21 protein-coding genes are annotated in these 22,205 nt (G+C 72.2%); 16 read left to right on the top strand and 5 right to left on the bottom strand.

From position 1 onward, the window contains the following. Complete coding sequence (locus tag ACFV9W_RS29165) at positions 1 to 666, bottom strand: hypothetical protein (protein WP_385766518.1); 666 nt, start codon at positions 664 to 666, stop codon at positions 1 to 3. Positions 667 to 872: 206 nt separating this feature from the next. Between ACFV9W_RS29165 and ACFV9W_RS29160 the strand changes: the two genes are divergently transcribed. Beyond that, complete coding sequence (locus ACFV9W_RS29160; RefSeq protein WP_385766516.1) at positions 873 to 1,274, top strand: cold-shock protein; 402 nt, start codon at positions 873 to 875, stop codon at positions 1,272 to 1,274. Here the strand turns inward: ACFV9W_RS29160 and ACFV9W_RS29155 are convergent, their stop codons facing one another. Next, the gene (locus tag ACFV9W_RS29155) at positions 1,275 to 1,934 is read right to left on the bottom strand and encodes a TetR/AcrR family transcriptional regulator (RefSeq protein ID WP_385766514.1); all 660 of its coding nucleotides are present in this window, start codon (positions 1,932 to 1,934) and stop codon (positions 1,275 to 1,277) included. Between the two features lie 55 nt (positions 1,935 to 1,989). Here ACFV9W_RS29155 and ACFV9W_RS29150 point away from each other — a divergent pair, with 55 nt between their 5' ends. The 15 genes from ACFV9W_RS29150 to ACFV9W_RS29080 all read left to right on the top strand — a co-directional run bounded on the left by ACFV9W_RS29150 (position 1,990) and on the right by ACFV9W_RS29080 (position 18,999). After that, positions 1,990 to 3,462 carry an MFS transporter gene (locus tag ACFV9W_RS29150; RefSeq protein ID WP_385766511.1) on the top strand — a complete coding sequence of 491 codons (1,473 nt, stop codon included), beginning with the start codon at positions 1,990 to 1,992 and terminating at the stop codon, positions 3,460 to 3,462. Between the two features lies 1 nt (position 3,463). Then, positions 3,464 to 4,957, top strand: coding sequence for a sulfatase-like hydrolase/transferase (locus tag ACFV9W_RS29145; protein WP_385766508.1), 1,494 nt, complete (start codon positions 3,464 to 3,466; stop codon positions 4,955 to 4,957). 237 nt (positions 4,958 to 5,194) lie between these two features. Next, the gene (locus ACFV9W_RS29140; protein ID WP_385766506.1) at positions 5,195 to 6,763 is read left to right on the top strand and encodes an ABC transporter substrate-binding protein; all 1,569 of its coding nucleotides are present in this window, start codon (positions 5,195 to 5,197) and stop codon (positions 6,761 to 6,763) included. Positions 6,764 to 6,828: 65 nt separating this feature from the next. Beyond that, positions 6,829 to 7,782 carry an ABC transporter permease gene (locus tag ACFV9W_RS29135; RefSeq protein WP_385766635.1) on the top strand — a complete coding sequence of 318 codons (954 nt, stop codon included), beginning with the start codon at positions 6,829 to 6,831 and terminating at the stop codon, positions 7,780 to 7,782. A gap of 5 nt (positions 7,783 to 7,787) precedes the next feature. Continuing rightward, positions 7,788 to 8,654, top strand: coding sequence for an ABC transporter permease (locus ACFV9W_RS29130; protein ID WP_385766632.1), 867 nt, complete (start codon positions 7,788 to 7,790; stop codon positions 8,652 to 8,654). Beyond that, positions 8,651 to 9,667, top strand: a complete 1,017-nt coding sequence (locus tag ACFV9W_RS29125; RefSeq protein ID WP_385766503.1) for an ABC transporter ATP-binding protein — start codon at positions 8,651 to 8,653, stop codon at positions 9,665 to 9,667. Before ACFV9W_RS29130 ends, ACFV9W_RS29125 begins: the two co-directional genes overlap by 4 nt. Beyond that, the gene (locus tag ACFV9W_RS29120) at positions 9,664 to 10,713 is read left to right on the top strand and encodes an ABC transporter ATP-binding protein (protein WP_385766500.1); all 1,050 of its coding nucleotides are present in this window, start codon (positions 9,664 to 9,666) and stop codon (positions 10,711 to 10,713) included. Before ACFV9W_RS29125 ends, ACFV9W_RS29120 begins: the two co-directional genes overlap by 4 nt. Positions 10,714 to 10,721: 8 nt before the next feature. Continuing rightward, on the top strand, positions 10,722 to 12,551 hold the full coding sequence (locus ACFV9W_RS29115; protein ID WP_385766497.1) for a gamma-glutamyltransferase family protein: 1,830 nt from the start codon (positions 10,722 to 10,724) through the stop codon (positions 12,549 to 12,551). Positions 12,552 to 12,649: 98 nt separating this feature from the next. Further along, the gene (locus ACFV9W_RS29110; protein ID WP_385766494.1) at positions 12,650 to 13,507 is read left to right on the top strand and encodes an inositol monophosphatase family protein; all 858 of its coding nucleotides are present in this window, start codon (positions 12,650 to 12,652) and stop codon (positions 13,505 to 13,507) included. 76 nt (positions 13,508 to 13,583) lie between these two features. Beyond that, the gene (locus ACFV9W_RS29105) at positions 13,584 to 15,002 is read left to right on the top strand and encodes a phytoene desaturase family protein (RefSeq protein WP_385766491.1); all 1,419 of its coding nucleotides are present in this window, start codon (positions 13,584 to 13,586) and stop codon (positions 15,000 to 15,002) included. Further along, positions 14,999 to 15,520 (top strand): O-acetyl-ADP-ribose deacetylase, encoded by a 522-nt coding sequence (locus ACFV9W_RS29100; protein WP_385766488.1) that lies wholly within the window; start codon positions 14,999 to 15,001, stop codon positions 15,518 to 15,520. Before ACFV9W_RS29105 ends, ACFV9W_RS29100 begins: the two co-directional genes overlap by 4 nt. Before the next feature lie 55 nt (positions 15,521 to 15,575). Further along, entirely contained in the window at positions 15,576 to 16,172 is a 597-nt protein-coding gene (locus ACFV9W_RS29095; RefSeq protein WP_385766485.1) for a GNAT family N-acetyltransferase, read from the top strand. Positions 16,173 to 16,297: 125 nt separating this feature from the next. Then, positions 16,298 to 17,764, top strand: a complete 1,467-nt coding sequence (locus tag ACFV9W_RS29090; protein WP_385766482.1) for an AlkA N-terminal domain-containing protein — start codon at positions 16,298 to 16,300, stop codon at positions 17,762 to 17,764. A 15-nt stretch (positions 17,765 to 17,779) separates the two neighbouring features. Then, positions 17,780 to 18,304 (top strand): methylated-DNA--[protein]-cysteine S-methyltransferase, encoded by a 525-nt coding sequence (locus ACFV9W_RS29085; protein WP_385766479.1) that lies wholly within the window; start codon positions 17,780 to 17,782, stop codon positions 18,302 to 18,304. 11 nt (positions 18,305 to 18,315) lie between these two features. Further along, a complete protein-coding gene (locus ACFV9W_RS29080) occupies positions 18,316 to 18,999 on the top strand; it encodes a hypothetical protein (protein WP_385766478.1) in 684 nt (227 codons plus the stop codon). Here the strand turns inward: ACFV9W_RS29080 and ACFV9W_RS29075 are convergent. The 3 genes from ACFV9W_RS29075 to ACFV9W_RS29065 all read right to left on the bottom strand — a co-directional run bounded on the left by ACFV9W_RS29075 (position 18,996) and on the right by ACFV9W_RS29065 (position 22,112). Beyond that, positions 18,996 to 19,601, bottom strand: a complete 606-nt coding sequence (locus ACFV9W_RS29075; RefSeq protein ID WP_385766475.1) for a dihydrofolate reductase family protein — start codon at positions 19,599 to 19,601, stop codon at positions 18,996 to 18,998. The genes ACFV9W_RS29080 and ACFV9W_RS29075 overlap by 4 nt on opposite strands. 106 nt (positions 19,602 to 19,707) lie before the next feature. After that, positions 19,708 to 21,150: an MFS transporter gene (locus tag ACFV9W_RS29070; RefSeq protein WP_385766473.1), complete on the bottom strand. Its 1,443-nt coding sequence runs from the start codon at positions 21,148 to 21,150 to the stop codon at positions 19,708 to 19,710. Beyond that, positions 21,147 to 22,112: a nucleoside hydrolase gene (locus tag ACFV9W_RS29065; RefSeq protein ID WP_385766470.1), complete on the bottom strand. Its 966-nt coding sequence runs from the start codon at positions 22,110 to 22,112 to the stop codon at positions 21,147 to 21,149. The genes ACFV9W_RS29070 and ACFV9W_RS29065 overlap by 4 nt, the downstream gene beginning before the upstream one ends. Positions 22,113 to 22,205 lie beyond the last annotated feature (93 nt).

Here is a 22,205-nt window from a genome sequence, read left to right as displayed (position 1 = left end):
TCAGGAGCCCTTCCCGGTGCCGAGCGAGGCCTCCGCGTCCCCGGCGGCCTCGCGGGCGCCTCTGATCACGGTGTCGTTCGACGGCGCGTCCTTCGACTCGAAGTCGCTGCCGTTGTAGGTGACGGTCAGCAGCATGTTCCCCGTGCGGACCGTCACGACGGACTCGCGCGTGTCCTGCTTGTTCTTCGTCGTGAGCGAGCTCGTCACGCGCGCCTCGTCCCCGAGGCCCTTGAGCGGGCTGGTCCGCTTCTCGCCGTTCCCGGCCGCGTATGCCTTCTTCGCCAGGTCGTCGGAGTCCTTCACCTCGAAGGAGACGTCGAGCCAGCGGTAGTCGTACCCCTTCAGGGCGCTCCACGAGCAGCCGCGGCGGACCGACTCGTCGGTGGCCGACAGCTCCTTGCCGGCCGTCTTGGCGTCGGGCACGAGCGACTTGATGGTCGAGGCGGGCAGCGCCTCACAGGGGGCCGGCGGCTTCTGATAGGTCTTCGAGGCCACGGACTCGCCGGGCTCGTCGGGCGCCGAGGACGACTGCGGCGCCGACTCGGAGCGGTCCTTGCTCGCGGACTGCTCCGCCATCGGGCCGGAGTAGGCCCAGCCCGCGCAGGCGAGCACGGCGACGGGCAGCAGGCGTGCGGTCAGGGTGACCGGGAGCGGGAGAGAACGCACCGCGTACGTCCCTTACGTCAGGGTGGGCGGGGGACGCCAGTCTCACATGAGTTCCTGTGTGCGGAAACCGCCACTTCCGTCACCGCGACATCACGCTGGGGCGTCGCCGCGGCGGGTCCGCGGGTTCGCGGGGGCGGACCGGTAGGATCCGCAAACGTTGTTGGAGGCTGCGGGCACCGGGTCCGCCGAGGTGGTTGGGGGTCGGCGTGGTCGCTGGTCGTGTGGTGCGCTTCGACGGAGCGCGTGGTTATGGGTTCATCGCGCCGGACGACGGCGGCGAGGACGTCTTCCTGCATGTGAACGACCTCCTGATTCCCGAGTCGTACATCCGCACGGGCCTCAAGGTCTCCTTCGACATCGAGGACGGCGACCGCGGGCCCAAGGCCTCGTCGGTCCAGCTCGCCGAGGGCGCCTCGGCTCCCGCGCCGGGGCGGCACGCGGCCGACGGCGACGACGTGCTCTGCGACGTGCTGCGCGTCGACGAGTTCACCAACGAGGTCACGGAGCTGCTGCTGCGCTCGGCCCCGTCCCTGACGGGGGAGCAGATCCTGGCCATCCGCCGGGAGTTGGTGCAGAGCGGGCGCAAGCACGGCTGGGTGGACAGCTGATCACCAGGGTTTCTCCGACACCTCGGCGGTGAGCACCGCCACCCCCGCGTCGACGAGGTCGGCCGCGAGCAGTCGCGGTTCGCCGGGGTCGGCCCCGGCCTGCAGTGCCCGCTCCCGCTGGGCGAGGGTGTGCAGCAGCAGGCCGATGAAGAAGTCCCAGCGGTTCTCCCGTATGCGGTCCGGGAGTTCGGGCATGCAGCGCGTGATCCGGGAGTGCAGCCGCAGCAGTCCGCGCGTCCACGGGTGGGCCCTGAGGTCGTCCGGCGCGATGCCCTCGACGTACATGGCGTTGACGACGAACCGCAGGAACCAGCTGGGCCGCTCCGGGTCCTCCAGGCGCTCGACCATCGGACGCACCAACACCCCGGTGAGCGCCCGCAGTTCCCTGCCCCGGCCCTGCGCGTCGATCGCCTCCAGGAGCTCCAACTGGCGCGCGGTGGTGACCGTGAGCCGGTCCTCGTAGATCGCGTCGATCAGGCCCCGCTTCGTGCCGAAGTGGTAGGCGACCGCGGACGTGTTGCGCTGGTCCGCCGCCGCGGCGATCTCCCGAAGTGACGTGGCATGGATGCCCTGTTCGGCGAAGAGGCGCTCCGCCACGTCGATGAGGCGGCGTCGTGTTCCGTTCGCGGTGGCCGTCGTGTTCGTGTTCGCGGGAGGCATGGCGAGGAGTGTCGCGTGTCTTGCTTGTTTAACGCAAGCGCGTTAAGACGTCTCCGTGACCGACACGTCGCGCATCGAAGGCCGCAGCACCGCCGCGTACGTCCTGCGGCTGGTCCCGCTGATCCTGCTCACCGAGGTCGTCGCGCTCGAACTCTCCCTGGTCTACCCGGCGTTGCAGCAGATGGCGGCCGAGTTCCGCACCCCGTCGATCGGCTGGACACTGACCGTCGTCAGCCTCGTCGGGGTGGTGGCGCAGCCGCTGCTCGGCAAGGTCGCGGACGGGCACGGCAAGAAGCGGGTGATCGTGTACGCGGCGGGCGCCTTCGCGGTCGGCTCGCTGGTGTGCGCCCTCGCGCCGAACTTCCCCGTGTTCCTCGCGGGGCGTGCCGTGCAGGGCGTCGCCATGGTGATCGCCCCGGCCGCGTACGGGCTGATCCGTGATGTGTTCCCGGCGCGCATCGTGCCGGTCGCGATGGGGGCGATCACGACCGGCATCGGGTTCAGCGTCATCGTGGGCCCGGTCGTCGGCGGGGCGCTCACGCAGGCCTTCGGCTTCCGGGCGATCTTCTGGTTCTGCCTGCTGTACGCGGTGGTGCTCACGCCGCTCGTCGTCGCCACCTTCCCGGAGTCCGGGGTGCGCCTTCGGCGGCGCGTGGACGTCGCCGGGGGACTGCTCTTCGGGTGCGGCGCGGCGGGGGTGCTGCTCGCGGTGGGGCAGGGCGGCCGGTGGGGGTGGGGCTCGGGCCGGCTGATCGCGGTGGCCGTCGGGGCGTGCGTGCTGCTCGCCCTGTTCGTGGTGTGCGAGCTGCGCGCCGCGCATCCGCTGATCGACCTGCGGCTGCTCGCGGGGCCCGCGCTGCGCTGGACGCTGCTCGCCGCGTTCGGCGGGGCCGTGGCGATCGGCGGGCAGGCGCTCGCGCTGCCGCAGCTCGTGCAGACACCGAAGGACACCGGGTTCGGGCTCGGCATGGCGCCGCTCGGGGTCGCCGTCTTCCTTGTCCCGCAAGGGTTGTTGAGCGCGGCGGGCGGTCCGCTCGGCGGGCTGCTCGCGCGGCGGCACGGGCCGCGCACCGGCCTCGTCGTCGCGCTCGGCTGCCTCGCCACGGGCGCGGCGCTCCTTGCGGTGCTGCACACGCAGGTGTGGCACATCCTGCTCGCGGCCGTGTTCGCGGGCGTCGGCTTCGGCTTCTTCTTCGTGTCCGTGTCGAACCTCGTCGTCGAGGCCGTGCCCGCGACACACACCGGAGTCGGCGCCGGAATGATGGGCGTCGCCAACAACCTCGGCAACGCCACGGGCGTCACGGTGCTCGGCGCCGTCCTCGCCCGGCACGTCCTCGAAGGACCGGCGGCGGGCGACGAGATCCTCTACGCCGAGTCCGGCTATGTCGCCGCGTTCCTGGTGGCGGCGGGCTTCGCCGCCACGGCCCTGCTCGTCGCCGTCCTCATGCGGCACGGCCGGACCCCGGCTACCGGCGGCGTGGGCGCCGCCACGCGCGAGGCCAACTCCCCTGCGAACAAGGAAGGTTGACATGCCTCACCCTCATCGGCCCAACATCCTCCTCGTCGTCTCCGACCAGGAGCGCCAGCGCGACTGGCTGCCGGCCACGGTCGAACTCCCGTGGCGCGAGCGGCTGCTGGCCGAAGGCATGGAGTTCACCAACTACTGGACGCACTCCTCGCCCTGCTCGCCCTCGCGGGCCACGATGATGACGGGCCAGTACGTCACCCAGCACCAGGTCGCCGAGAACGTCATCTTCCCCTGGCAGCCGGAGCTCGACCCCGCCGTCACCACCATCGGCGGCGCGCTGCGGGGGGCCGGGTACCGGTCCTCGTACATCGGGAAGTGGCACCTGTCCCGCTCGGCGCGGCCCGACATGGAGGCGTACGGCTACGGCGACTGGGACGGCAACGACCACCACTTCATGGGCCTCGCGGGCACCGGTGTGCACTTCGACCCGGTCATCGCGGAGAACGCCGCGCACTGGCTGCGCCGCAACGCCGACGCCCCCGATCCCTGGTTCCTGACCGTCGCGCTCGTCAATCCGCACGACGTGATGTGGTACCCGATCGACCAGCCCGAATATCAGCGCGCGCACCCCCGCACGATGGAGTTCATCCGCCAGTTCCTTGACGGCGACTGGGGCGGCGGGCAGGCGATCCCGCCGTACGAGCGGCCCTATGACGAGGTGTTCAGCGAGCTGCCCGCGAACTTCGACGACGACCTGCACACCAAGCCGGACACCCAGCGGCAGTGGCGCCACGACCAGCAGCACAGCCTGTACGGCCGCATCGACCCCGCCGACAAGGGCGCGTGGCTGCGCCAGCTCGACTACTACGCCCAGCTGCACCGCCTCGCCGACGAGTCCCTCGGAAAGGTCCTCGGTGCCCTGGAGGAGTCCGGTGGCTGGGACGACACGGTCGTGATCTTCACGTCCGACCACGGCGACATGTGCGGCGGCCACGGCCTGCGCTCCAAGGGGCCCTTCGTCTACGACGAGATCATGCGGGTGCCCTGCTACGTGAAGGCCCCGGGCGTGACCCGGCCCGGCACGGTCAGCGGCTCCCTCGCCTCGCATGTCGACCTCGCCTCGACGATCTGCGCGCTCGCGGGGGCGCCCGCGCCCGACTCGTTCCGCGGCGTGGACCTCACGCCCGTGCTCCGGGACCCGCGCGCGTCGGTGCGCGACTACGTGCTGTTCGCGCACGAGGCCACGCACACCCGCCGGATCCAGCAGACGCGGTACGCGGTGCGCGGCATGTTCGACGGCCGGTTCAAGTACGCCCGCTACTTCGGCGTCGGCGGCGGGCTCCCCGCGGACCTGGGCGAGAAGCCGGAGCCCTCGACGATGCTCTACGGCCCGGACGCCGACTTCGACGACAACGACCACGAGCTGTACGACCACCAGGAGGATCCGGGCGAGCTGGTGAATCTCGCCATGGACCGGGCGCGCAGGGCGGAGCTGAGGGGGCGGTTCCGGCGGCTGCGGGAAGTGGAAGGGGAGGCGTTCGCTCCGCCGGCCTGAGCGGCGGGTCGGTGGGCGGGGCAATTTGTGGGCGTGGAGCCCCTTTTGCCGCTCGGGGTTATCCAATCTTCACCAAGGGTTGTCCGGATCCCGGACAACCCTCTTGTGTGCGGACTGTATGCGAAATACGTTCTGCCGTATTCCTTGATCGCTCACCGATCGCCCACCCCTCATCCCTGGCGGAGGTACGCCCTCGTGCGCCGAACAGCGGTTGCCAGCACGGCAGTTGTCCTGGCGATGTCCACTTTGGCGGGCTGCGGCTCCCTGCAGTCCTCGGCCACGGAGGTGGGCGGGGAGCGGATGACCGACGACCGTCCCGTCCGTGACGGCGGAACGCTGACCGTGGCCCTCAACGCCGACCCCGACAAGCTCGACCCGACCCTCGCCCAGACCCTCGTGGGCCGCACCGTCTTCGCGGGCATGTGCGAAAAGCTCTACGACGTCAACGAGCAGGGCAAGGTCGTGCCGCAGCTCGCGACCCGGCAGCCCGAGGTGTCGAAGGACGGCCGCACCGTCACCTTCGACGTGCGCGAGGACGCCAGGTTCAGCGACGGCACGAAGCTGGACGCCGACGCCGTCGTCACCTCCCTGCTGCGCCACCGCGACCTGTCGGGCTCCGCCCGCGCCACCGAGCTGACCCCGCTGAAGTCGGCGAAGGCCACGGGCCCGTACAGCGTGAAGCTCACCCTGAAGCAGCCGTACGTGCCGCTGACCGCCGTGCTCGCCGACCGCTCCGGCATGGTCATGTCGCCGACCGCGCTCAAGAAGTACGGCAAGAACTTCACCAACCACCCGTCCTGCGTCGGGCCGTTCCGGTTCGTGGAGCGTGTCGGCGGCGACCGCATCGTCGTCGCCAAGGACCCGAACTACTACGACGCCAAGGACGTCCGCCTGGACAGGGTGATCTACAAGCCGATCCCCGACGGCAGCGTCCGCCTCGCCAACCTGCGCTCCGGCGACGTCCAGGTCGGCGACCAGATGGTCCCGGTCGACGTGAAGAGCGCGCTCACCGACAACAAGCTGCGGCTCTTCAACTCGCCCTCGCTTGGCTACCAGGGCATCGGCATCAACGTCGGCAACGTCAAGGGCCTCGGCCAGGCCCCCGGCGAGGTCGACACCCCGATGGCCAAGGACGTCCGCGTCCGCGAGGCCTTCGAGCTGGCCATCGACCGCGACCTCATCAACAAGGTCGCCTTCCAGGGCATGTACGAGCCCGCCTGCGGCCCGATGTCCCCGGCGTCCGCGATCGCGCCCGGCGTCAAGGCCTCCGAGTGCCCGAAGCGCGACGTCCCCAAGGCCAAGCGGCTGCTGAAGGCGGCGGGCGTCAAGGGCTCCGTGCCCGTGGAACTGAAGATCAACACGACGCCGGAGTGGAGCCGCATCGGCCAGGTCATCCAGGCGATGGTCAAGGACGCCGGATTCGACCTGAAGCTGCGCCCCACCGAGTACGCCACCATGCTCGAGGAGACCGACGACGGCCACTACGAGGCCTTCCAGAGCGGCTGGTCCGGACGGCTCGACCCCGACGGCAACATCGCCAGCTTCCTGCAGACCAAGGGCGCGATGAACGCCTACGGCCTCGGCGACCCCGAGATCGACGAGCTGATCAAGCGCGGCCGCACCGAGTCCGACTCCGCGACGCGCGACAAGATCTACGCCGAGCTGATCCGCAAGGTGAACGACGAGCACGCCCTGATCTACCTCTACCGCCAGAAGAACTACGTCGTCACCGGGCAGGACGTCGCGGGCCTGCGCGTCTACGGCGACGGCCTCGTCCGAGTCAAGGATGCGGGGTACGTCAAGTGACGACCGCTCAAGTGGCTGTCAAGAAGCCCACATTGAAGAAGTCGGGGCTGCTCGCCGGGCACCCGATGGCCAAGTACGTCCTCACCCGGATCCGGCAGTCCGTCATCACGATGTTCCTCGTGTCGATCGTCGTGTTCGCCGGCATCCGCGCGCTGCCCGGCGACCCCGCGCTCGCCCTCGCCGGTGAGGAGCGCAGCCCGAAGGCGCTGGCCGCGATCCGCGCCGCGTACGGGCTCGACGACAACATCGTGATCCAGTACGGCCGGTTCATCGGGCACGCCCTCCAGGGCGACCTCGGCAACTCCTCGCGTACCGGTCTCCCGGTCTCCGACGCCATCGCGCAGGCGCTGCCCGTCACCCTCGAACTCGCGGCGCTGTCCCTCCTGTTGGCCATCGTCCTTGGGGTCGGAGCCGGTGTCGTCGCCGCCGTGCGCCGCGGCAAGACCGCCGAGTGGATCGCCAACGCCCTGGCCCTGCTGGGTCTTTCGGTGCCGACGTTCTGGCTCGGCATCGTCCTGGTCCTCGCCTTCGCGATCGCCGTACCGGTCTTCGCGGCCTCCGGCTTCGTCCCGTTCGGCACCGACCCGATCGACAACCTGCGCCGCATGGTGCTGCCCGCGATCGTCCTCGGCTCCGGGCTCGCCGCCGTCGTCATGCGGCAGACCCGCGCCGCGATGCTCGACTCGCTGTCCGCGGACTACGTGCGCACCGCCCGCGCCAAGGGCCTCTCGCGCCGCGAGGTGGTCGGCGGACACGCGCTGCGCAACTCGCTCGTCACCGTCGTCACCGTGCTCGGCCTCCAGCTCGGCCACCTGATCTCCGGCGCCGTCGTCACCGAGCAGATCTTCGTGCTCCCCGGCTTCGGCAAGCTCACCATCGACGCCGTCTTCACCCGCGACTACGCGACGCTGCAAGGCGTGGTGCTGTGCACGTCGTTCGCGTACATCTTCATCAACCTGCTGGTCGACGTGGCGTACTCGGTCATCGACCCGCGCATCCGGCTCGGAGGTGCCCGGTGACCACGCTGGCTCTCACAGGAATACGCGCCCGGGCCGCCGGGAACGCCAAGCTGCGCGCCCTGCGCAAGAACAAGCTCGCCATGACCGGCGCCGTCATCGCCGCGATCTTCGTGCTCGCCGCGCTGTTCGCGCCGCTCGTCGCGCCCTACGACCCGGCGCGCGCCAACTTCGACGACGTCCTCGCCGCGCCGAGCTGGGCGCACTGGCTGGGCACCGACGACCTCGGGCGCGACCAGCTGTCCCGCGTCGTGTTCGGGGCCCGCGCCTCGATGCAGGTCGGCGTCCTCGCGGTCGTCCTCGCGTTCGTCGTCGGCGTCCCGCTCGGGCTGCTCGCCGGGTACTACGGCAAGGTCGCCGACAGCGTCGTCTCCCGCGTCACCGACACGATGCTCGCCTTCCCGTTCCTGGTGCTCGCCGTCGGCCTCGCCGCCGTCCTCGGCCCCTCGCTCGGCAACGCGACCATCGCGATCGGCATCTCGCAGATCCCGGCCGTCATCCGCATCTCCCGCGCCGAGACGCTCCGCCTCAAGCACGTCGACTACGTGGCCGCTGCGGTCGCCAACGGCGGCGGCGACGGCACCGTCCTGTTCCGGCACATCCTGCCCAACGCCACCTCGGCGCTGATCGTGCAGGCCACCGTCGGCATCCCCACCGCCATCATCGGCGAGGCCCTGCTCAGCTTCCTCGGCCTCGGCGTGCAGCCGCCCGAGCCGTCCCTCGGCGTGATGCTGTCCTCCGCCCAGTCCTTCCTCGCGCAGGCGCCCTGGATGGCGGTGTTCCCCGGCCTCGCGGTCGTCGCCGCGACGCTGGCGTTCAACCTGCTCGGCGACGGCCTGCGCGACGTCCTCGACCCCCGTGGAGCGACCCGATGAGCCCCGATCCTGTTCTCAGCGTCCGTGACTTGTCCGTCTCGTTCCGCTCCGACACCCGCACCGTGCACGCCGTCGACCAGGTCTCCTTCGACCTGCGCGCCGGTGAAGTGCTCGCCGTGGTGGGGGAGTCGGGCTGCGGCAAGTCCGTCACCTCCATGGCCGTCATGGGGCTGCTGCCGCCCAGCGCGCACATCACCGGCTCCGTCCGGATCGGCGACAAGGAGCTCGCGGGCGCGGACGACAAGGCGTACGGGAAGATCCGCGGCAACGACATCGCGATGATCTTCCAGGAGCCGATGACGTCCCTGAACCCGGTGCTCACCATCGGCCGCCAGATCGGCGAGGTGCTCCGCCGCCACCAGGGGCTGAACAAGAAGCAGGCACGCGCGCGTGCCGTCGAACTCCTCGACCTCGTCGGCATCCCCGCCCCGGCCGAGCGCGTCGACGAGTACCCGCACCAGCTGTCCGGCGGCATGCGCCAGCGCGTCATGATCGCCATCGCCGTCGCCTGCGACCCGGCCGTGCTCATCGCCGACGAGCCGACGACCGCGCTCGACGTCACCGTGCAGGCGGGCATCCTGGAGGTGCTGCAATCGCTGCGCGAGCGGCTCGGCACCGCCATCGTCCTCATCACGCACGACCTCGGCGTGGTGGCCGACACCGCCGACCGCGTGCTCGTCATGTACGCGGGCCGCCCGGTCGAACAGGCACCGGTGGACGAGCTGTTCGACGACCCCAAGCACCCGTACACGCGCGGACTGCTCTCCGCCGTGCTGCGCCCCGGCGGCTCGCAAGGCACAGCCAAGCGGCGGCTCCCCGAGATCCCCGGCCTCGTGCCGAGCCTCGACTCCCAGCCCGACGCCTGCACCTTCGCGCCGCGCTGCGCCCGCGCCGACGACACCTGTACGTCGAGCCGTCCCGGCCTCAAGGCCGTCGCCGCGGACGCCGGGGCCGACGCCCCGCACCGCGCCGCCTGCTGGCACCCGCACACCCTCCAGGAGACCGCGTCATGAGCCCCGAGCCCGTGCTTGAACTGATCGACCTGGAACGGCACTTCGCGGGTTCCGGCGGCACCGTGCGCGCCGCCGACGGCGTCACCCTGGCCGTCGGTCGCGGCGAGGTCGTCGGCCTGGTCGGCGAGTCCGGCAGCGGCAAGTCGACCGTCGGCCGCTGCGCCGTCCGCCTCGACGACCCCACCGGCGGCACCGTGCGCATCAAGGGCACCGACGTGACCAGCATGTCGCGGCGCGCCCTGCGGCCCCTGCGCAAGGACTTCCACCTGGTGTTCCAGGACCCGTCGTCCTCGCTCGACCCGCGGATGACGGTCGGCCAGATCATCGCCGAACCGCTCAAGCTGCACGGCATCGCGAAGGGCGAGGCGGCACGCGCGCGGGTGGCCGAACTCCTCGACCAGGTGGGGCTGCGCCCCGAGCACGCCGACCGGCACCCGCACGAACTCTCCGGCGGCCAGCGCCAGCGCATCTCCATCGCGCGCGCCCTGTCCGTCGAACCGGACCTGCTGATCGCCGACGAGCCGACCTCCGCGCTCGACGTCTCCGTGCAGGCCTCCGTCCTCAACCTGCTGGCCGACCTGCAACGCGACCGCGGCTTCGGCTGCCTGTTCATCACGCACGACCTCGCGGCCGTCGAGTACCTCGCCGACCGGATCGCCGTCATGTACCTCGGCCAGATCGTCGAACAGGCGCCCACGCGCGAGCTGTTCGCCGACCCCAAGCACCCCTACACGCAGGCGCTGCTCTCGGCCGCACCCGTCCCGGACCCGGCCACGCAGCGCAGCCGCGAACGCATCGTCCTCAGCGGCGAACTGCCCAGCCCGCTCGCCCCGCCCGCCGGCTGCCGCTTCCACACCCGCTGCCCGCTCGCCGTCGACCGCTGCCGCACCGAAGTCCCCGCCCTGCGGACGCTGGAGGGCGGCCGGGAGGTCTCCTGCCACCTCGTCGCCGAGGACGGCACGGCCCCGGACGCCGCCTCCGCGCCACCGGAGGCGCTGTCGGCAGCGTCTCGTACGATCCCCAACACCCGCACCGCCACCAGCTAGGAGCCTCCTTGTTCACCACCCGCCCGACCCTCCAGGGCACCTTCGGCATGGTGTCCTCCACGCACTACCTCGCCTCCCAGTCCGCGATGGCCGTCCTGGAGGACGGCGGCAACGCCTACGACGCCGCCGTCGCCGCGGGCTTCGTGCTGCACGTCGTCGAGCCGCACCTGAACGGGCCCGCCGGCGAGGTGCCGATCATCCTGGCGCCGACCGGGGGAGAGGTGCGCGTGCTGTGCGGGCAGGGCGGGGCCCCGGCGGGCGCCACCGTCGCGCACTACAAGTCCCTCGGCCTCGACCTCGTCCCCGGCACAGGACCGCTCGCGGCCGCCGTGCCCGGCGCGTTCGACGCCTGGATGCTGCTCCTGAAGGACCACGGCACCAAGACCCTCGCCGAGGTCCTCAAGTACGCCATCGGGTACGCCGAGGACGGGCACGCGCCCGTGGAGCGCGTCGGCGAGACCGTCGAGACCGTCCGCGAGCTCTTCGAGACCGAGTGGCCCTCGTCCGCCGAGGTCTACCTCGTCGACGGCAAGGCGCCCAAGCCCGGTGAGCTGCTGCGCAACCGGCAGCTCGCCACCACCTGGAAGCGCCTCATAGCCGAGTCCGAGGAGGCCGGAGGCGCCGACCGTGTCGCTCAGATCGAGGCCGCCCGGAAGGTGTGGCGCGAGGGCTTCATCGCCGAGGCGCTCGTGCGCCAGTCGCAGCGGCCCACGAAGGACACCAGCGGCGAGCGCCACGTCGGCACGCTGACCGCCGAGGACCTCGCCGGCTGGTCGGCGTCCTACGAGGCCCCGGCGACGTACGACTGGAACGGCTGGACGCTGTGCAAGGCCGGCGGCTGGAGCCAGGGCCCCGCCTTCCTCCAGCAGCTCGCCCTGCTCCCGCCCGAGCTGCCCGCCTACGGGTCCGCCGACTACGTCCACCTGCTGATCGAGGGCTGCAAGCTCGCGATGGCGGACCGCGAGGCCTGGTACGGCGACGCGGCGGACGTCCCGGTGGACGCGCTGCTTTCGGACGCGTACAACGCCGAGCGCCGCGCCCTCGTCGACCCGGACAAGGCCTCCCACGAGCTGCGTCCCGGCAGCCCGCTCGGCGCCGAGCCGCGCCTGAGCGCGCACGCCCACGCCGTCGCCTCCGGCGAGGAGGGCTTCGACGCCATGGGGGTCGCGGGCGCGGGCGAGCCCACCGTGCAGAAGTCGGCCTCGGACGAGGAGGTGTCCGCCAACGGCGCCACCCGCGGTGACACCTGCCACATCGACATCGTCGACCGCTGGGGCAACATGGTCGCCGCCACGCCCTCCGGCGGCTGGCTGCAGGCCAACCCGGTCGTCCCCGAGCTGGGCTTCCCGCTCGGCACCCGCCTCCAGATGGCGTGGCTGGAGGAGGGCCTGCCGAACTCGCTCACGCCCGGCAAGCGCCCCCGCACCACGCTCACCCCGTCGCTCGCCCTGAAGGACGGCGTCCCGGTGATGGCCTTCGGCACCCCCGGCGGCGACCAGCAGGACCAGTGGCAGGTGCACTTCTTCCTCGCGGTGGCGCTGCGCGGGGCGGTGCGCGGCGGGCTCGACCTCCAGGGCGCCATCGACGCCCCGAACTGGCACAACGACTCGTTCCCCGGCTCCTTCTTCCCGCGCGGCATGCGGCCCGGTTCGGTCACCGTCGAGTCCCGCATGGACGCGGAGGTCGTCGCCGAGCTGCGCCGCCGCGGCCACGACGTGACCGTCGGCGACGCCTGGTCCGAGGGCCGACTGTGCGCGGTCGCCCGAGACCCGCGCACCGGCGTCCTGTCCGCGGCGGCGAACCCGCGCGGCATGCAGGGATACGCGGTCGGTCGCTGAGCGGTCACTCCGTGTGTGGCCCCCGGAAATCATCCGGGGGCCACCTCCCGTTCACCTGCCGTGGGGGCGTTGTCAGTGGGGTGTGTTCTCATGGAGCCATGATCGAAACGAAGACGGAAAGCATCGAAGACTTTCTGACCCAGAACATCAACCACAAGCTCCTCACCGACGTCGAGGACATCGTCCGCGCCGCCGCCGCAGCCGAGATCACCCCGCGCTTCCGGCAGCTCGACGCCGACGAGATCGAGGAGAAGAGTGCACCGCACGACCTCGTGACGGTCGCCGACAAGCGCGCCGAGGAGTACCTCACCCGCGAGCTCGCCGGCCTCCTGCCCGGCTCCGTCGTCGTCGGCGAGGAAGCTGTCGCCGCGGACCCGGCCTCGTACGAGGCGATCCAGGGCAGCGCCCCGGTGTGGATCGTCGACCCGGTCGACGGCACCCGCCAGTTCGTGCACGGCGACCCCGGCTTCTGCACCCTCGTCGCCCTTGCGCTCGACGGCGTGGTGCTCGCCTCCTGGACGTACGCGCCCGCGCTCGACGAGATGGCCGTGGCCGTCCGCGGCCGCGGCGCGCGGCTCAACGGAGAGGTGCTGCACGCCGGACCCCCGGCACCCGGCGCCGACCTGCGGGTCGCGACCTCGCACCCCGACTTCACGACCGACGACCAGAAGCGCGCACTCCTCGGCCTGCGCACGGATGGCGTCGCGCCGCGCCCGTGCGGTTCCGCGGGCCTGGAGTACCTGGGCATCGCCCGGGGCGCCGTCGACGCCATCGCGTTCAGCTGGGAGCTGGCCTGGGACCACGCGGCGGGCATCCTGCTCGTCGAGGAGGCGGGCGGCACCCACCTCACGCGGGACGGCGCCCCGTTCTCCATCCGCGGCGGAAACGCGCTGCCGTTCACCGCGGCGCGCGACGCGGACACCACCCGGCGGGTGGCGGAACTGCTGGCGGGCTGACCCGCGGACCGGCGTTGTCGGTGGCCCGGCATATCCTGTGCGAGCAGTGGCCATCGGCTGACGAAGGAGTCCGAAGGTGCCGTCGATGCTCGATGCCGTCGTGGTGGGTGCGGGGCCGAACGGGCTGACCGCAGCCGTTGAACTGGCCAGGCGCGGCTTCTCCGTTGCCGTGTTCGAGGCCGAGGGGACGGTGGGCGGTGGCGCGCGCACCGAGGAGCTGACGCTCCCCGGTTTCCGACACGACCCGTGCTCGGCCGCGCACCCCCTGGGCATCAACTCCCCGGCGTTCCGTGACCTGCCCCTGGAGCGCTACGGGCTCGACTGGGTGCAGCACGAACTGCCGATGGCGCACCCGTTCCCCGACGGCAGCGCGGCCGTCCTCTCCCGGTCCGTCGCCGAGACCGCCGCGTCCTTCGGGCCGCGCGACGCGGGCGCGTACCGGCGCCTGATCGAACCGCTGCTCCCGCACTGGGACACCCTGGTGAAGGACTTCATGTCCCTCCCTCTCAGCGCGCTGCCCCGCGACCCGGTCACCCTCGCCCGGTTCGGCCTCGTCGGCCTGCCGCCGTCGACCTGGCTGATGCGCCGCTTCCGCGACGAGAAGGCCCCGGCACTGCTCTCGGGCCTCGTCGCCCACGTCATCGCGCCGCTGTCCGGCTTCGCCACGTCCGCGATCGGCCTCGTGTTCGCGCTCGCCGCGCACGCGCGCGGGTGGCCCGTCGCACGCGGCGGCTCCCAGGCCATCTCCGACGCGCTCGCCGGGTATCTGAAGGACCTCGGCGGCGCCGTCCACACCGACTTCGAGGTGAAGCGGCTCGACGACCTGCCGCCCGCCCGCGCCTACATCTTCGACACGTCGCCGACGGCGGTCGCCCGGATCGCCGGGCTCGGCCGCTATTACGACCGCTTCCGGTACGGGGCGAGCGTCTTCAAGGTCGACTACGCGCTGGACGGACCGGTGCCGTGGACCGCGAAGGAGGCGCGCACGGCCGGGACGGTGCAGGTCGGCCCGCACCGCTCGGACATCGGCCGGGCGCTGAACGAGGCCGCCCGCGAGGGCCGCGGCCCCGAGGCCCCGTTCCTCATCACGGTGCAGCCGACCGTCGCCGACCCGACGCGCGCCCCCGAGGGCAAGCACACCTTCTGGGCGTACGGGCATGTGCCGAACGGCTGGGACGGCGACCTCACGGACGCCATCGAGCGCCAAGTGGAGCGCTTCGCCCCGGGATTCAGGGACCTCGTCCTCGCGCGCGCGACGGCGGGCCCGCCCGAACTCGCGGTCCGCAACGCCAACTACGTGGGCGGCGACATCGCCTCCGGCGCCGCCAGCGGCCTCCAGCTCCTGCTGCGCCCCAAGCTCTCCCTCTCCCCGTACACGACCCCGCACCCCGCCGTGTACATCTGCTCGTCCGCGTCCCCACCGGGACCGGGAGTCCACGGCATGTCGGGCCACAACGCCGCGAAGGCGGTGTGGAGGAGGCTGCGCGCGTCATGAGTGCTCAACTCGTACTGGTCCAGGGCGACATCACCGAGCAGGACGTGGACGCGATCGTCAACGCGGCCAACTCCTCGCTGCTCGGCGGCGGGGGAGTGGACGGCGCGATCCACCGCCGGGGCGGCCCGGAGATCCTGGCCGACTGCCGCGCGCTGCGGGCCTCGAAGTACGGCAAGGGCCTGCCCACGGGCCAGGCGGTCGCCACGACGGCGGGCCGTCTTCCGGCCGGTCACGTCATCCACACGGTGGGCCCGCGCTGGTCGCCCACCGAAGACCGCTCGGAGCTGCTCGCCTCCTGCTACCGCGCGTCGCTGCGGGTGGCGGACGAGCTGCACGCGCGCGTGGTGGCGTTCCCCGCGATCTCCACCGGGATCTACGGCTGGCCGCTGGACGACGGGGCGCGGATCGCTGTGGAGACGACCCGCACGACCCGCACCTCGGTGCGGGAGATCCGCTTCGTGGTCTTCGACGACCGGGCGCGCGAGGCGTTCGCCCGCCACCTGGACGACGCCTCGTAGGCACATCGGGGCCCCGCCGGGAGCGTCGAAGATCACCGGCGTAAGAATGACCGGTATGTCGACGACGACCACACCGCGCCCCGCCGTCCCCGAGGACGCGCCCGCGCTGGGCGACCTGCTCGCCCGCGCCTTCCACGACGACCCGATGATGGGCTTCTTCTTCCCGGAGGGCCCCGGGCGGCAGGCGTCCCTGGCGCGGTACTTCACCACCATCTTCGCCCGCCAGTACGTCCGCCACGGCCGCTGCGAGCGCACCGGCTCCGCCGCCGCGTTCTGGGTGCCCGCCGAGGACCAGGACAAGGCCGTGCCCGACATCGACACCATCCGGGAACTCCAGGCCATCCTCGGCGAGCGGGCCGAACTGTTCGGCGACGCCGTCGAAGCCGCCGCCCGGCACACCCCCGCGCAGCCGCACTGGTCCCTCGCCCTGATCGGCGTCGACCCGGCCGCCCAGGGCCGCGGCGAGGGCGCCGCGCTGCTGCGCTCCGGCCTCGCCGCGGCCGACGCCGCGGGCATGCCCGTCCACCTGGAGTCCTCCAAGGAATCCAACCTGCCGGTCTACGAGCACTTCGGCTTCACCGTCCGTGAGGAGCTGAAGCTGCCGGGCGGCGGCCCGCTGCTGTGGACGATGTGGCGCCCCGCCACGGCCTGACCCCACGGCTCCCACGGTTCGACCCCACGGCCCTCGCGGGCGGCGTCCGCGAGGGCGTGCCGGGCGTCGACGTAGATGTCGGATTCTCGCCAGCCACCGCGCTCACCTTGCACGAAGCTGGACACATGCACACCGACACGGATCGCTGCGTACGCGCGGTGCAGGCCAAGGACACCCGCTTCGACGGGGTCTTCTTCACCGCCGTGGTCACCACCCGCATCTACTGCCGCCCCGGCTGCCCGGTCGTGCCGCCCAAGCCTCGCAACATGCGCTTCTACCCGAGCGCGGCGGCCTGCCAGCAGGCCGGATTCCGGGCCTGCAAGCGGTGCCGCCCCGACACCACGCCCGGCTCCCCCGAATGGAACGCGCGGGCCGACCTCACGGCCCGCGCGATGCGCCTCATCGGCGACGGCGTCGTGGACCGCGAGGGTGTCTCGGGGCTCGCCCGCCGGCTCGGCTACAGCGCCCGCCAGATCGAGCGGCAGCTCCTTGCCGAGCTGGGCGCGGGCCCGCTCGCCCTGGCCCGCGCGCAGCGCGCCCAGACGGCGCGCCTGCTCGTCGAGACGACCCGACTCCCGCTCTCGGACGTCGCGTTCGCGGCGGGCTTCGCCTCGATCCGCACCTTCAACGAGACCGTCCGCGAGGTCTACGCGCTGTCGCCGACGGAGCTGCGCACGCGCGCGCCCCAGGGACGCGCCGGCGCCCCAGGGGCACTGACGTTGCGGCTGCCGTTCCGCAAGCCCCTCAACCCCAGCAATCTCTTCGGGCACCTCGCCGCCACCGCCGTGCCGGGCGTCGAGGAGTGGCGCGACGGCGCGTACCGGCGCACCCTGCGGCTCCCGTACGGGCACGGCATCGCGGCCCTGACCCCGGGCGCCGAGCACATCGCCTGCCGCCTCGTCCTCACCGACCAGCGCGACCTCGCCGTGGCCATCAGCCGCTGCCGCCGCCTGCTCGACCTGGACGCGGACCCGGTCGCCGTGGACGAACAGCTGCGCACCGACCCGCTCCTCGCCCCGCTCGTCGACGGGGCACCGGGCCGCCGCGTGCCGCGCACGGTCGACGAGGCCGAGTTCGCCGTACGCGCCGTGCTCGGCCAGCAGGTCTCCACGGCCGCCGCCCGCACCCACGCCGCCCGCCTCGTCCTCGCCCACGGCGAACCGGTCGACGACCCCGAGGGCGGCCTCACCCACCTCTTCCCGACACCACAGGCCCTCGCCTCCCTCGACCCCGAGTCCCTCGCCCTGCCCCGCAGCCGCCGCACGACCCTCACCACCCTCGTACGCCAACTGGCCGACGGGGAGGTGACGTTGGGCCCCGAGTCCGACTGGGCAGAGGCCCGCACACGGCTCGCGGAGCTGCCCGGCTTCGGGCCCTGGACCATCGAGGCGATCGCCATGCGGGCCCTCGGTGACCCGGACGCCTTCCTCCCCACCGACCTCGGAATGCGCCGCGCTGCACAGGAGTTGGGCCTGCCCCACACCCCGGCGGCGCTCACCGCGCGGGCCGCCGCCTGGCGCCCCTGGCGCGCGTACGCCACCCAGTACCTGTGGGCGACCGACTCCCACCCCATCAACTCCCTGCCCGCGTAAGGAAAGGCCACGACCATGACCGGCATCCGCCACCACACCGTCGTCGACAGCCCCTACGGCCCGCTCACCCTCGTGTCCACCGACGGCACGCTCTCGGGCCTCTACATGACCGACCAGCGCCACCGCCCGCCGCAGGACACCTTCGGCGCCCGCGACGAGCGGCCCTTCGGCGCGGCCATCGACCAGCTGAACGCCTACTTCGAGGGCGCGGCGCGGGACTTCGACCTGCCGCTGCACCTGCACGGCACCCCGTTCCAGCGCTCCGTCTGGGCCGAGCTCCAGCGGATCCCGTACGGGGAGACCCGCACCTACGGGGAGCTGGCCGAGGCCCTCGGAAACCCGAACGCCTCCCGGGCGGTGGGCCTCGCCAACGGCAAGAACCCCATCGGCGTCATCGTCCCCTGCCACCGCGTCATCGGGGCCAACGGCGACCTCACCGGTTACGGCGGCGGCCTCGACCGCAAGCGGCGCCTGCTGCACTTCGAGCGCACGCGTGCCGGACTGAGCGCGTCCTCTGGCGCCCCCACCCTGTTCGGCTAGCGTGCGCCCGCATGGGGCGATGCCTGAAGCTGCGGACCACCGGCACGCAGGAGATCCGCTGGGCCGACGAACCGGACACCGCGCCCGCCGTCGCCTGGCTCCACCTGGAGGCGGAGGGCCCGGTGGAGCGGATCCTGACCCTGTGGGCGGACGAGGCGCACACCACGCCCTACGCGCGCGTGGAGGCGCTGTGCCCGACGCCCGGGCAGCCGATCACCTACCGCGTCCGCGCCCCCGAGGGCGACGTGCTCGGCACGATCACCCGGGAGCCGGGGCTGCGCGGTCGACGGCTGCGGACCCGCTGGACGGTACGGCCCGAAGGGCGGCCGGCGGCGGTGGGGCGCCAGGGTCCGCTGTGGCTGTGGACCCTGTGGTGGCTGATCCTGCCGGTGCAGCTGGTGGTGGTGATCCTCGGGCTGCTCGGCGGCGCCTTCTCCGGCGCCGTCCCACCGCCCCAGCGCATCACCTGGCGGGACCGCGACCACACCGTGCTGACCTACACGGACCGCGACTCGGGATGCCACGTGGAACTGCACGAACCGGCCCACGACCCGCGCCTGATCGCCGGTCTGCTGACGGTACGGACGTACCACCGCTCACCCGAGGCGTACCGCGCGCCGGCCCGCCGCCTCGCGGCCCGGCACACGGACGCCGTGCCCTCCGGGCCGCCCCGGCAGGCCGAAGACCGGACCTAACCCGGATACACCCCGTACGACGGCAGCCCCGCCGTGTCGAAGACGTGCACGGACAGGCCGCCCGCCGTCGAGCGCTGGCTCACCGGACGCAGGCCCGCCGGGGTGCCGCCGTCGGGGAACAGGCGCCGGCCGCGGCCCACGACGACCGGGGCGATCGCGAGGCGCAGCTGGTCGACGAGGCCCGCCGCGAGCAGCGACTGGGCGAGCCGTGAGCTGCCGTGGATCTGCAGCTCGCGGCCCGGCTGCCGCTTCAGCGCGTCGACCTCGGCGGCGATGTTGCCCGCCAGGATCGTCGTCGGGTTCCAGTCGGCCTTGGTCAGGCTCTGGCTGGCGACGTACTTCGGCAGGCCGTTCATGACCGCCCCCATCGGGTGGTCCGTCATCGTCGGCCAGTCCCGCGCGAAGTTCTCGTAGGTGCGGCGACCGAGCAGCAGCCCGTCCGCCTCGCCGAGCCAGCCGTCGGCGATCTCCATGAACTCCTCGTCGACGTACGGCACGAACCAGCCGCCACGCGTGAAACCGTCGCTGGTGTCCTCGTCGGGGGCGCCCGGCCCCTGCGACACACCGTCCAGCGTCAGGAACTCCTGTACCACCAGCTTCATCGAGCACCGCTCCTTTTGTAAGTCGGTAGGTCGGTAGGTCGGTAGGTCGGTGGTTCGCTGCCTCAGCCTGCCGGACGGACGCGGTGCGCGCACCGCGATCCGTGTTTCAGTCCGTCTCCTCCGCGTGCACGGGCTTCGGGATCAGCAGCGACGCGAACAGGGCCGCCACGATGAGCACGAGCCCCGCCACGACACCGGCGCTGTAGCCGCCGACCGAGGTGCCGCCGGAGGGGGCGACCGAGTCCATCGCCGCGTACAGGATCACGAAGCTGAGGCCCGCGCCGAGGTTGAAGCAGCCCGCGTTGAGGCCCGGCAGGAAGCCGGGGTTCTCGGGCGGGGAGAGCACGATGCCGAGGCCGTTCAGCATGATGTTGGCCATGCCCGCGTAGGTGATGCCCAGCAGGATCGACACCGCGAGCAGCAGGCCCGAGGAGTCCGTCTGGAGGGTCAGCAGCGCCAGGACCGTGGAGACCGCCGTGGCGATCAGGCCGGTGCGCAGGATGCGGCCGTAGCCGAACGTCGCCGCGAGGCGTCCCGAGACCGGGCCCATGGCGAGGCCCGCGAGCGCGTACGGGGTCAGCGTCCACCAGGTCGCACCCTCGGCGCCGAGACCGAGGCCCACCGAGGTGTCCTGCGCGAAGCCGGGCAGCAGCCCGTTCATGATCGCGAAGACGCCGGTCATGGTGAGCATCGTCGACAGGAGCAGCGACCACGTGGCGCGGCGCTTCAGCAGATGCGTGGTGACCAGCGGGTGCGAGGAGCGGTTCTCCATCCGCCAGAACGCCCAGAACGCGAGGGCGGCCACGACGAGGAGGCCGATCGCGAGCGGCCAGTTCGCGGCGGCCAGCTTGCCCGCCTCGTTGAAGGCGATGAGCAGCGCGCCCACGGAGATCACCAGGAGCAGCACGCCCGGCCAGTCCATGGGCGGCCGCTCGCTCGCGCGGGACTCCGGGGCGAAGAAGCGCACGAGCACCGCCGAGAGCACCGCGAAGGCCGTCATGACCCAGAAGATCGACGCGTAGCCGTAGTGCTCGGCGAGCGAGCCGCCCGCGAAGGAGTCGACGCCCGCGATGCCGCCGTTGACGGCGGTCACGATGCCCATGAGCGTGCCGTACCGCTTCGGGTCCGGGACCTCGACGCGCAGCATGATCAGCGCGAGCGGGATCGTCGGGCCCGACGCGCCCTGGATGACACGGCCGACGGCGAGCATCCCGACGGAGGTCGCCAGCGCGGAGATCACACACCCGACGGCCATCAGGACCATCATCCCGGTGAGCACCTTGCGGCGGCCGATCAGATCGCCGAGCCGGGGGAGGAACAGCGAGAACAGTGCTGCGGCCGTGAAGAACGCGGTCTGCGTGATGCCGATCGCGGACGCGGTGGTGTCCAGCTCGTCCGCCATCGTCGCGAGCGCCGGGCTGAGCATCGAGGCGTTGAGCTGGAAGGCGAAGCTGGCCGCGAGCAGCGCGACCATGAGGGCGCCGATCCGGACCGGGCGCCGCGCGTCGGGGCCGCCGGCCGAGGAGTGGGGGGAGGCGGCGACGTTCATGCGGCGGGCGCCCCGTTCCCGTCGGGCTCTCCGATACGGGCGAGCGCGTCGACGACGAGGTTCCAGAACTTCTCGTGGTCGAGGTCGACGGCGACCTGCGTGTGGCAGTCATCGGGCGCGGGCGCGCGCAGGTCGGTGACGGTCATGCCGAGCGTGAGGGAGCCGCGCAGCTCGATGTCCACGGGGGCCTTGCGGACGGTCATGACGCTGGGGTCGATGACGTACGCGACGGCGCACGGGTCGTGCACGGGCGGGTGCTCGAAGCCCTGGTTCTCGCGGTAGGCCTCGCGGAAGAACTCGAGCAGTTCGAGGACGAACCGGGCGGGCTTGGTCCCGACCGCGGCGATCTTCTTCTCGACCTCGGGGGTGGCGAGGGCCTGGTGGGTGAGGTCGAGGCCGACCATGGTGACCGGCCACGGCTCGTTGAAGACGATGTGCGCGGCCTCGGGGTCGATCACGATGTTGAACTCGGCGACCGGGCTCCAGTTGCCCTCGTGGTAGCCGCCGCCCATCAGCACGACCTCGCGCACCCGCTCGACGATGCGCGGCTCCTTGCGCGCGGCCAGGGCGATGTTCGTGAGACCGGCCGTCGGCACGATGGTGATCTCGCCCGGCTCGTGCGCCATGACCGTGTCGATGATCAGGTCCACCGCGTGCCGCTCGTCGAGCTCGAAGAGGGCGTCCTGGAGCGCGGGGCCGTCGAGGCCCGTGTCGCCGTGGATCTCGGGCGCGGTCTCGATCGTACGGATCAGCGGCCGCGGGCAGCCCGCCGCGAACGGCACCCCGGTGATCCCGGCGATCGCCGCCACGGAGAGGGCGTTGCGCGTCACCTTCTCCAGGGTCTGGTTGCCGACGACGGTGGTCACGGCGACCAGGTCGATGTCGGGATTGCCGTGCGCGAGCAGCATCGCGACCGCGTCGTCATGACCCGGGTCGCAATCGAGGATGATCTTCCTGGCCACCGGTACGAGCCCCTTTGCTCTGGTTACGAGAAACTGTCCACGGAAACATCCCTCCCCGCCACAGGAGATGTCAACGCGCGTAGACGTGAGGAG

The organism is Streptomyces sp. NPDC059897, assembly GCF_042730865.1.
GTDB lineage: Bacteria > Actinomycetota > Actinomycetes > Streptomycetales > Streptomycetaceae > Streptomyces.
Note: the sequence above shows the minus strand (reverse complement) of the source record. Positions and strands in the feature narration are given on the sequence as shown.

Coding starts and splice junctions, on each gene's coding strand:
- ACFV9W_RS29155 (WP_385766514.1), bottom strand. CDS start 1,934: ATGCCTCCCGCGAACACGAACACGACGGCCACCGCGAACGGAACACGA.
- ACFV9W_RS29080 (WP_385766478.1), top strand. CDS start 18,316: ATGGGGCGATGCCTGAAGCTGCGGACCACCGGCACGCAGGAGATCCGC.
- ACFV9W_RS29075 (WP_385766475.1), bottom strand. CDS start 19,601: ATGAAGCTGGTGGTACAGGAGTTCCTGACGCTGGACGGTGTGTCGCAG.
- ACFV9W_RS29120 (WP_385766500.1), top strand. CDS start 9,664: ATGAGCCCCGAGCCCGTGCTTGAACTGATCGACCTGGAACGGCACTTC.
- ACFV9W_RS29145 (WP_385766508.1), top strand. CDS start 3,464: ATGCCTCACCCTCATCGGCCCAACATCCTCCTCGTCGTCTCCGACCAG.
- ACFV9W_RS29125 (WP_385766503.1), top strand. CDS start 8,651: ATGAGCCCCGATCCTGTTCTCAGCGTCCGTGACTTGTCCGTCTCGTTC.
- ACFV9W_RS29100 (WP_385766488.1), top strand. CDS start 14,999: ATGAGTGCTCAACTCGTACTGGTCCAGGGCGACATCACCGAGCAGGAC.
- ACFV9W_RS29090 (WP_385766482.1), top strand. CDS start 16,298: ATGCACACCGACACGGATCGCTGCGTACGCGCGGTGCAGGCCAAGGAC.
- ACFV9W_RS29095 (WP_385766485.1), top strand. CDS start 15,576: ATGTCGACGACGACCACACCGCGCCCCGCCGTCCCCGAGGACGCGCCC.
- ACFV9W_RS29110 (WP_385766494.1), top strand. CDS start 12,650: ATGATCGAAACGAAGACGGAAAGCATCGAAGACTTTCTGACCCAGAAC.
- ACFV9W_RS29140 (WP_385766506.1), top strand. CDS start 5,195: ATGTCCACTTTGGCGGGCTGCGGCTCCCTGCAGTCCTCGGCCACGGAG.
- ACFV9W_RS29135 (WP_385766635.1), top strand. CDS start 6,829: ATGGCCAAGTACGTCCTCACCCGGATCCGGCAGTCCGTCATCACGATG.
- ACFV9W_RS29070 (WP_385766473.1), bottom strand. CDS start 21,150: ATGAACGTCGCCGCCTCCCCCCACTCCTCGGCCGGCGGCCCCGACGCG.
- ACFV9W_RS29085 (WP_385766479.1), top strand. CDS start 17,780: ATGACCGGCATCCGCCACCACACCGTCGTCGACAGCCCCTACGGCCCG.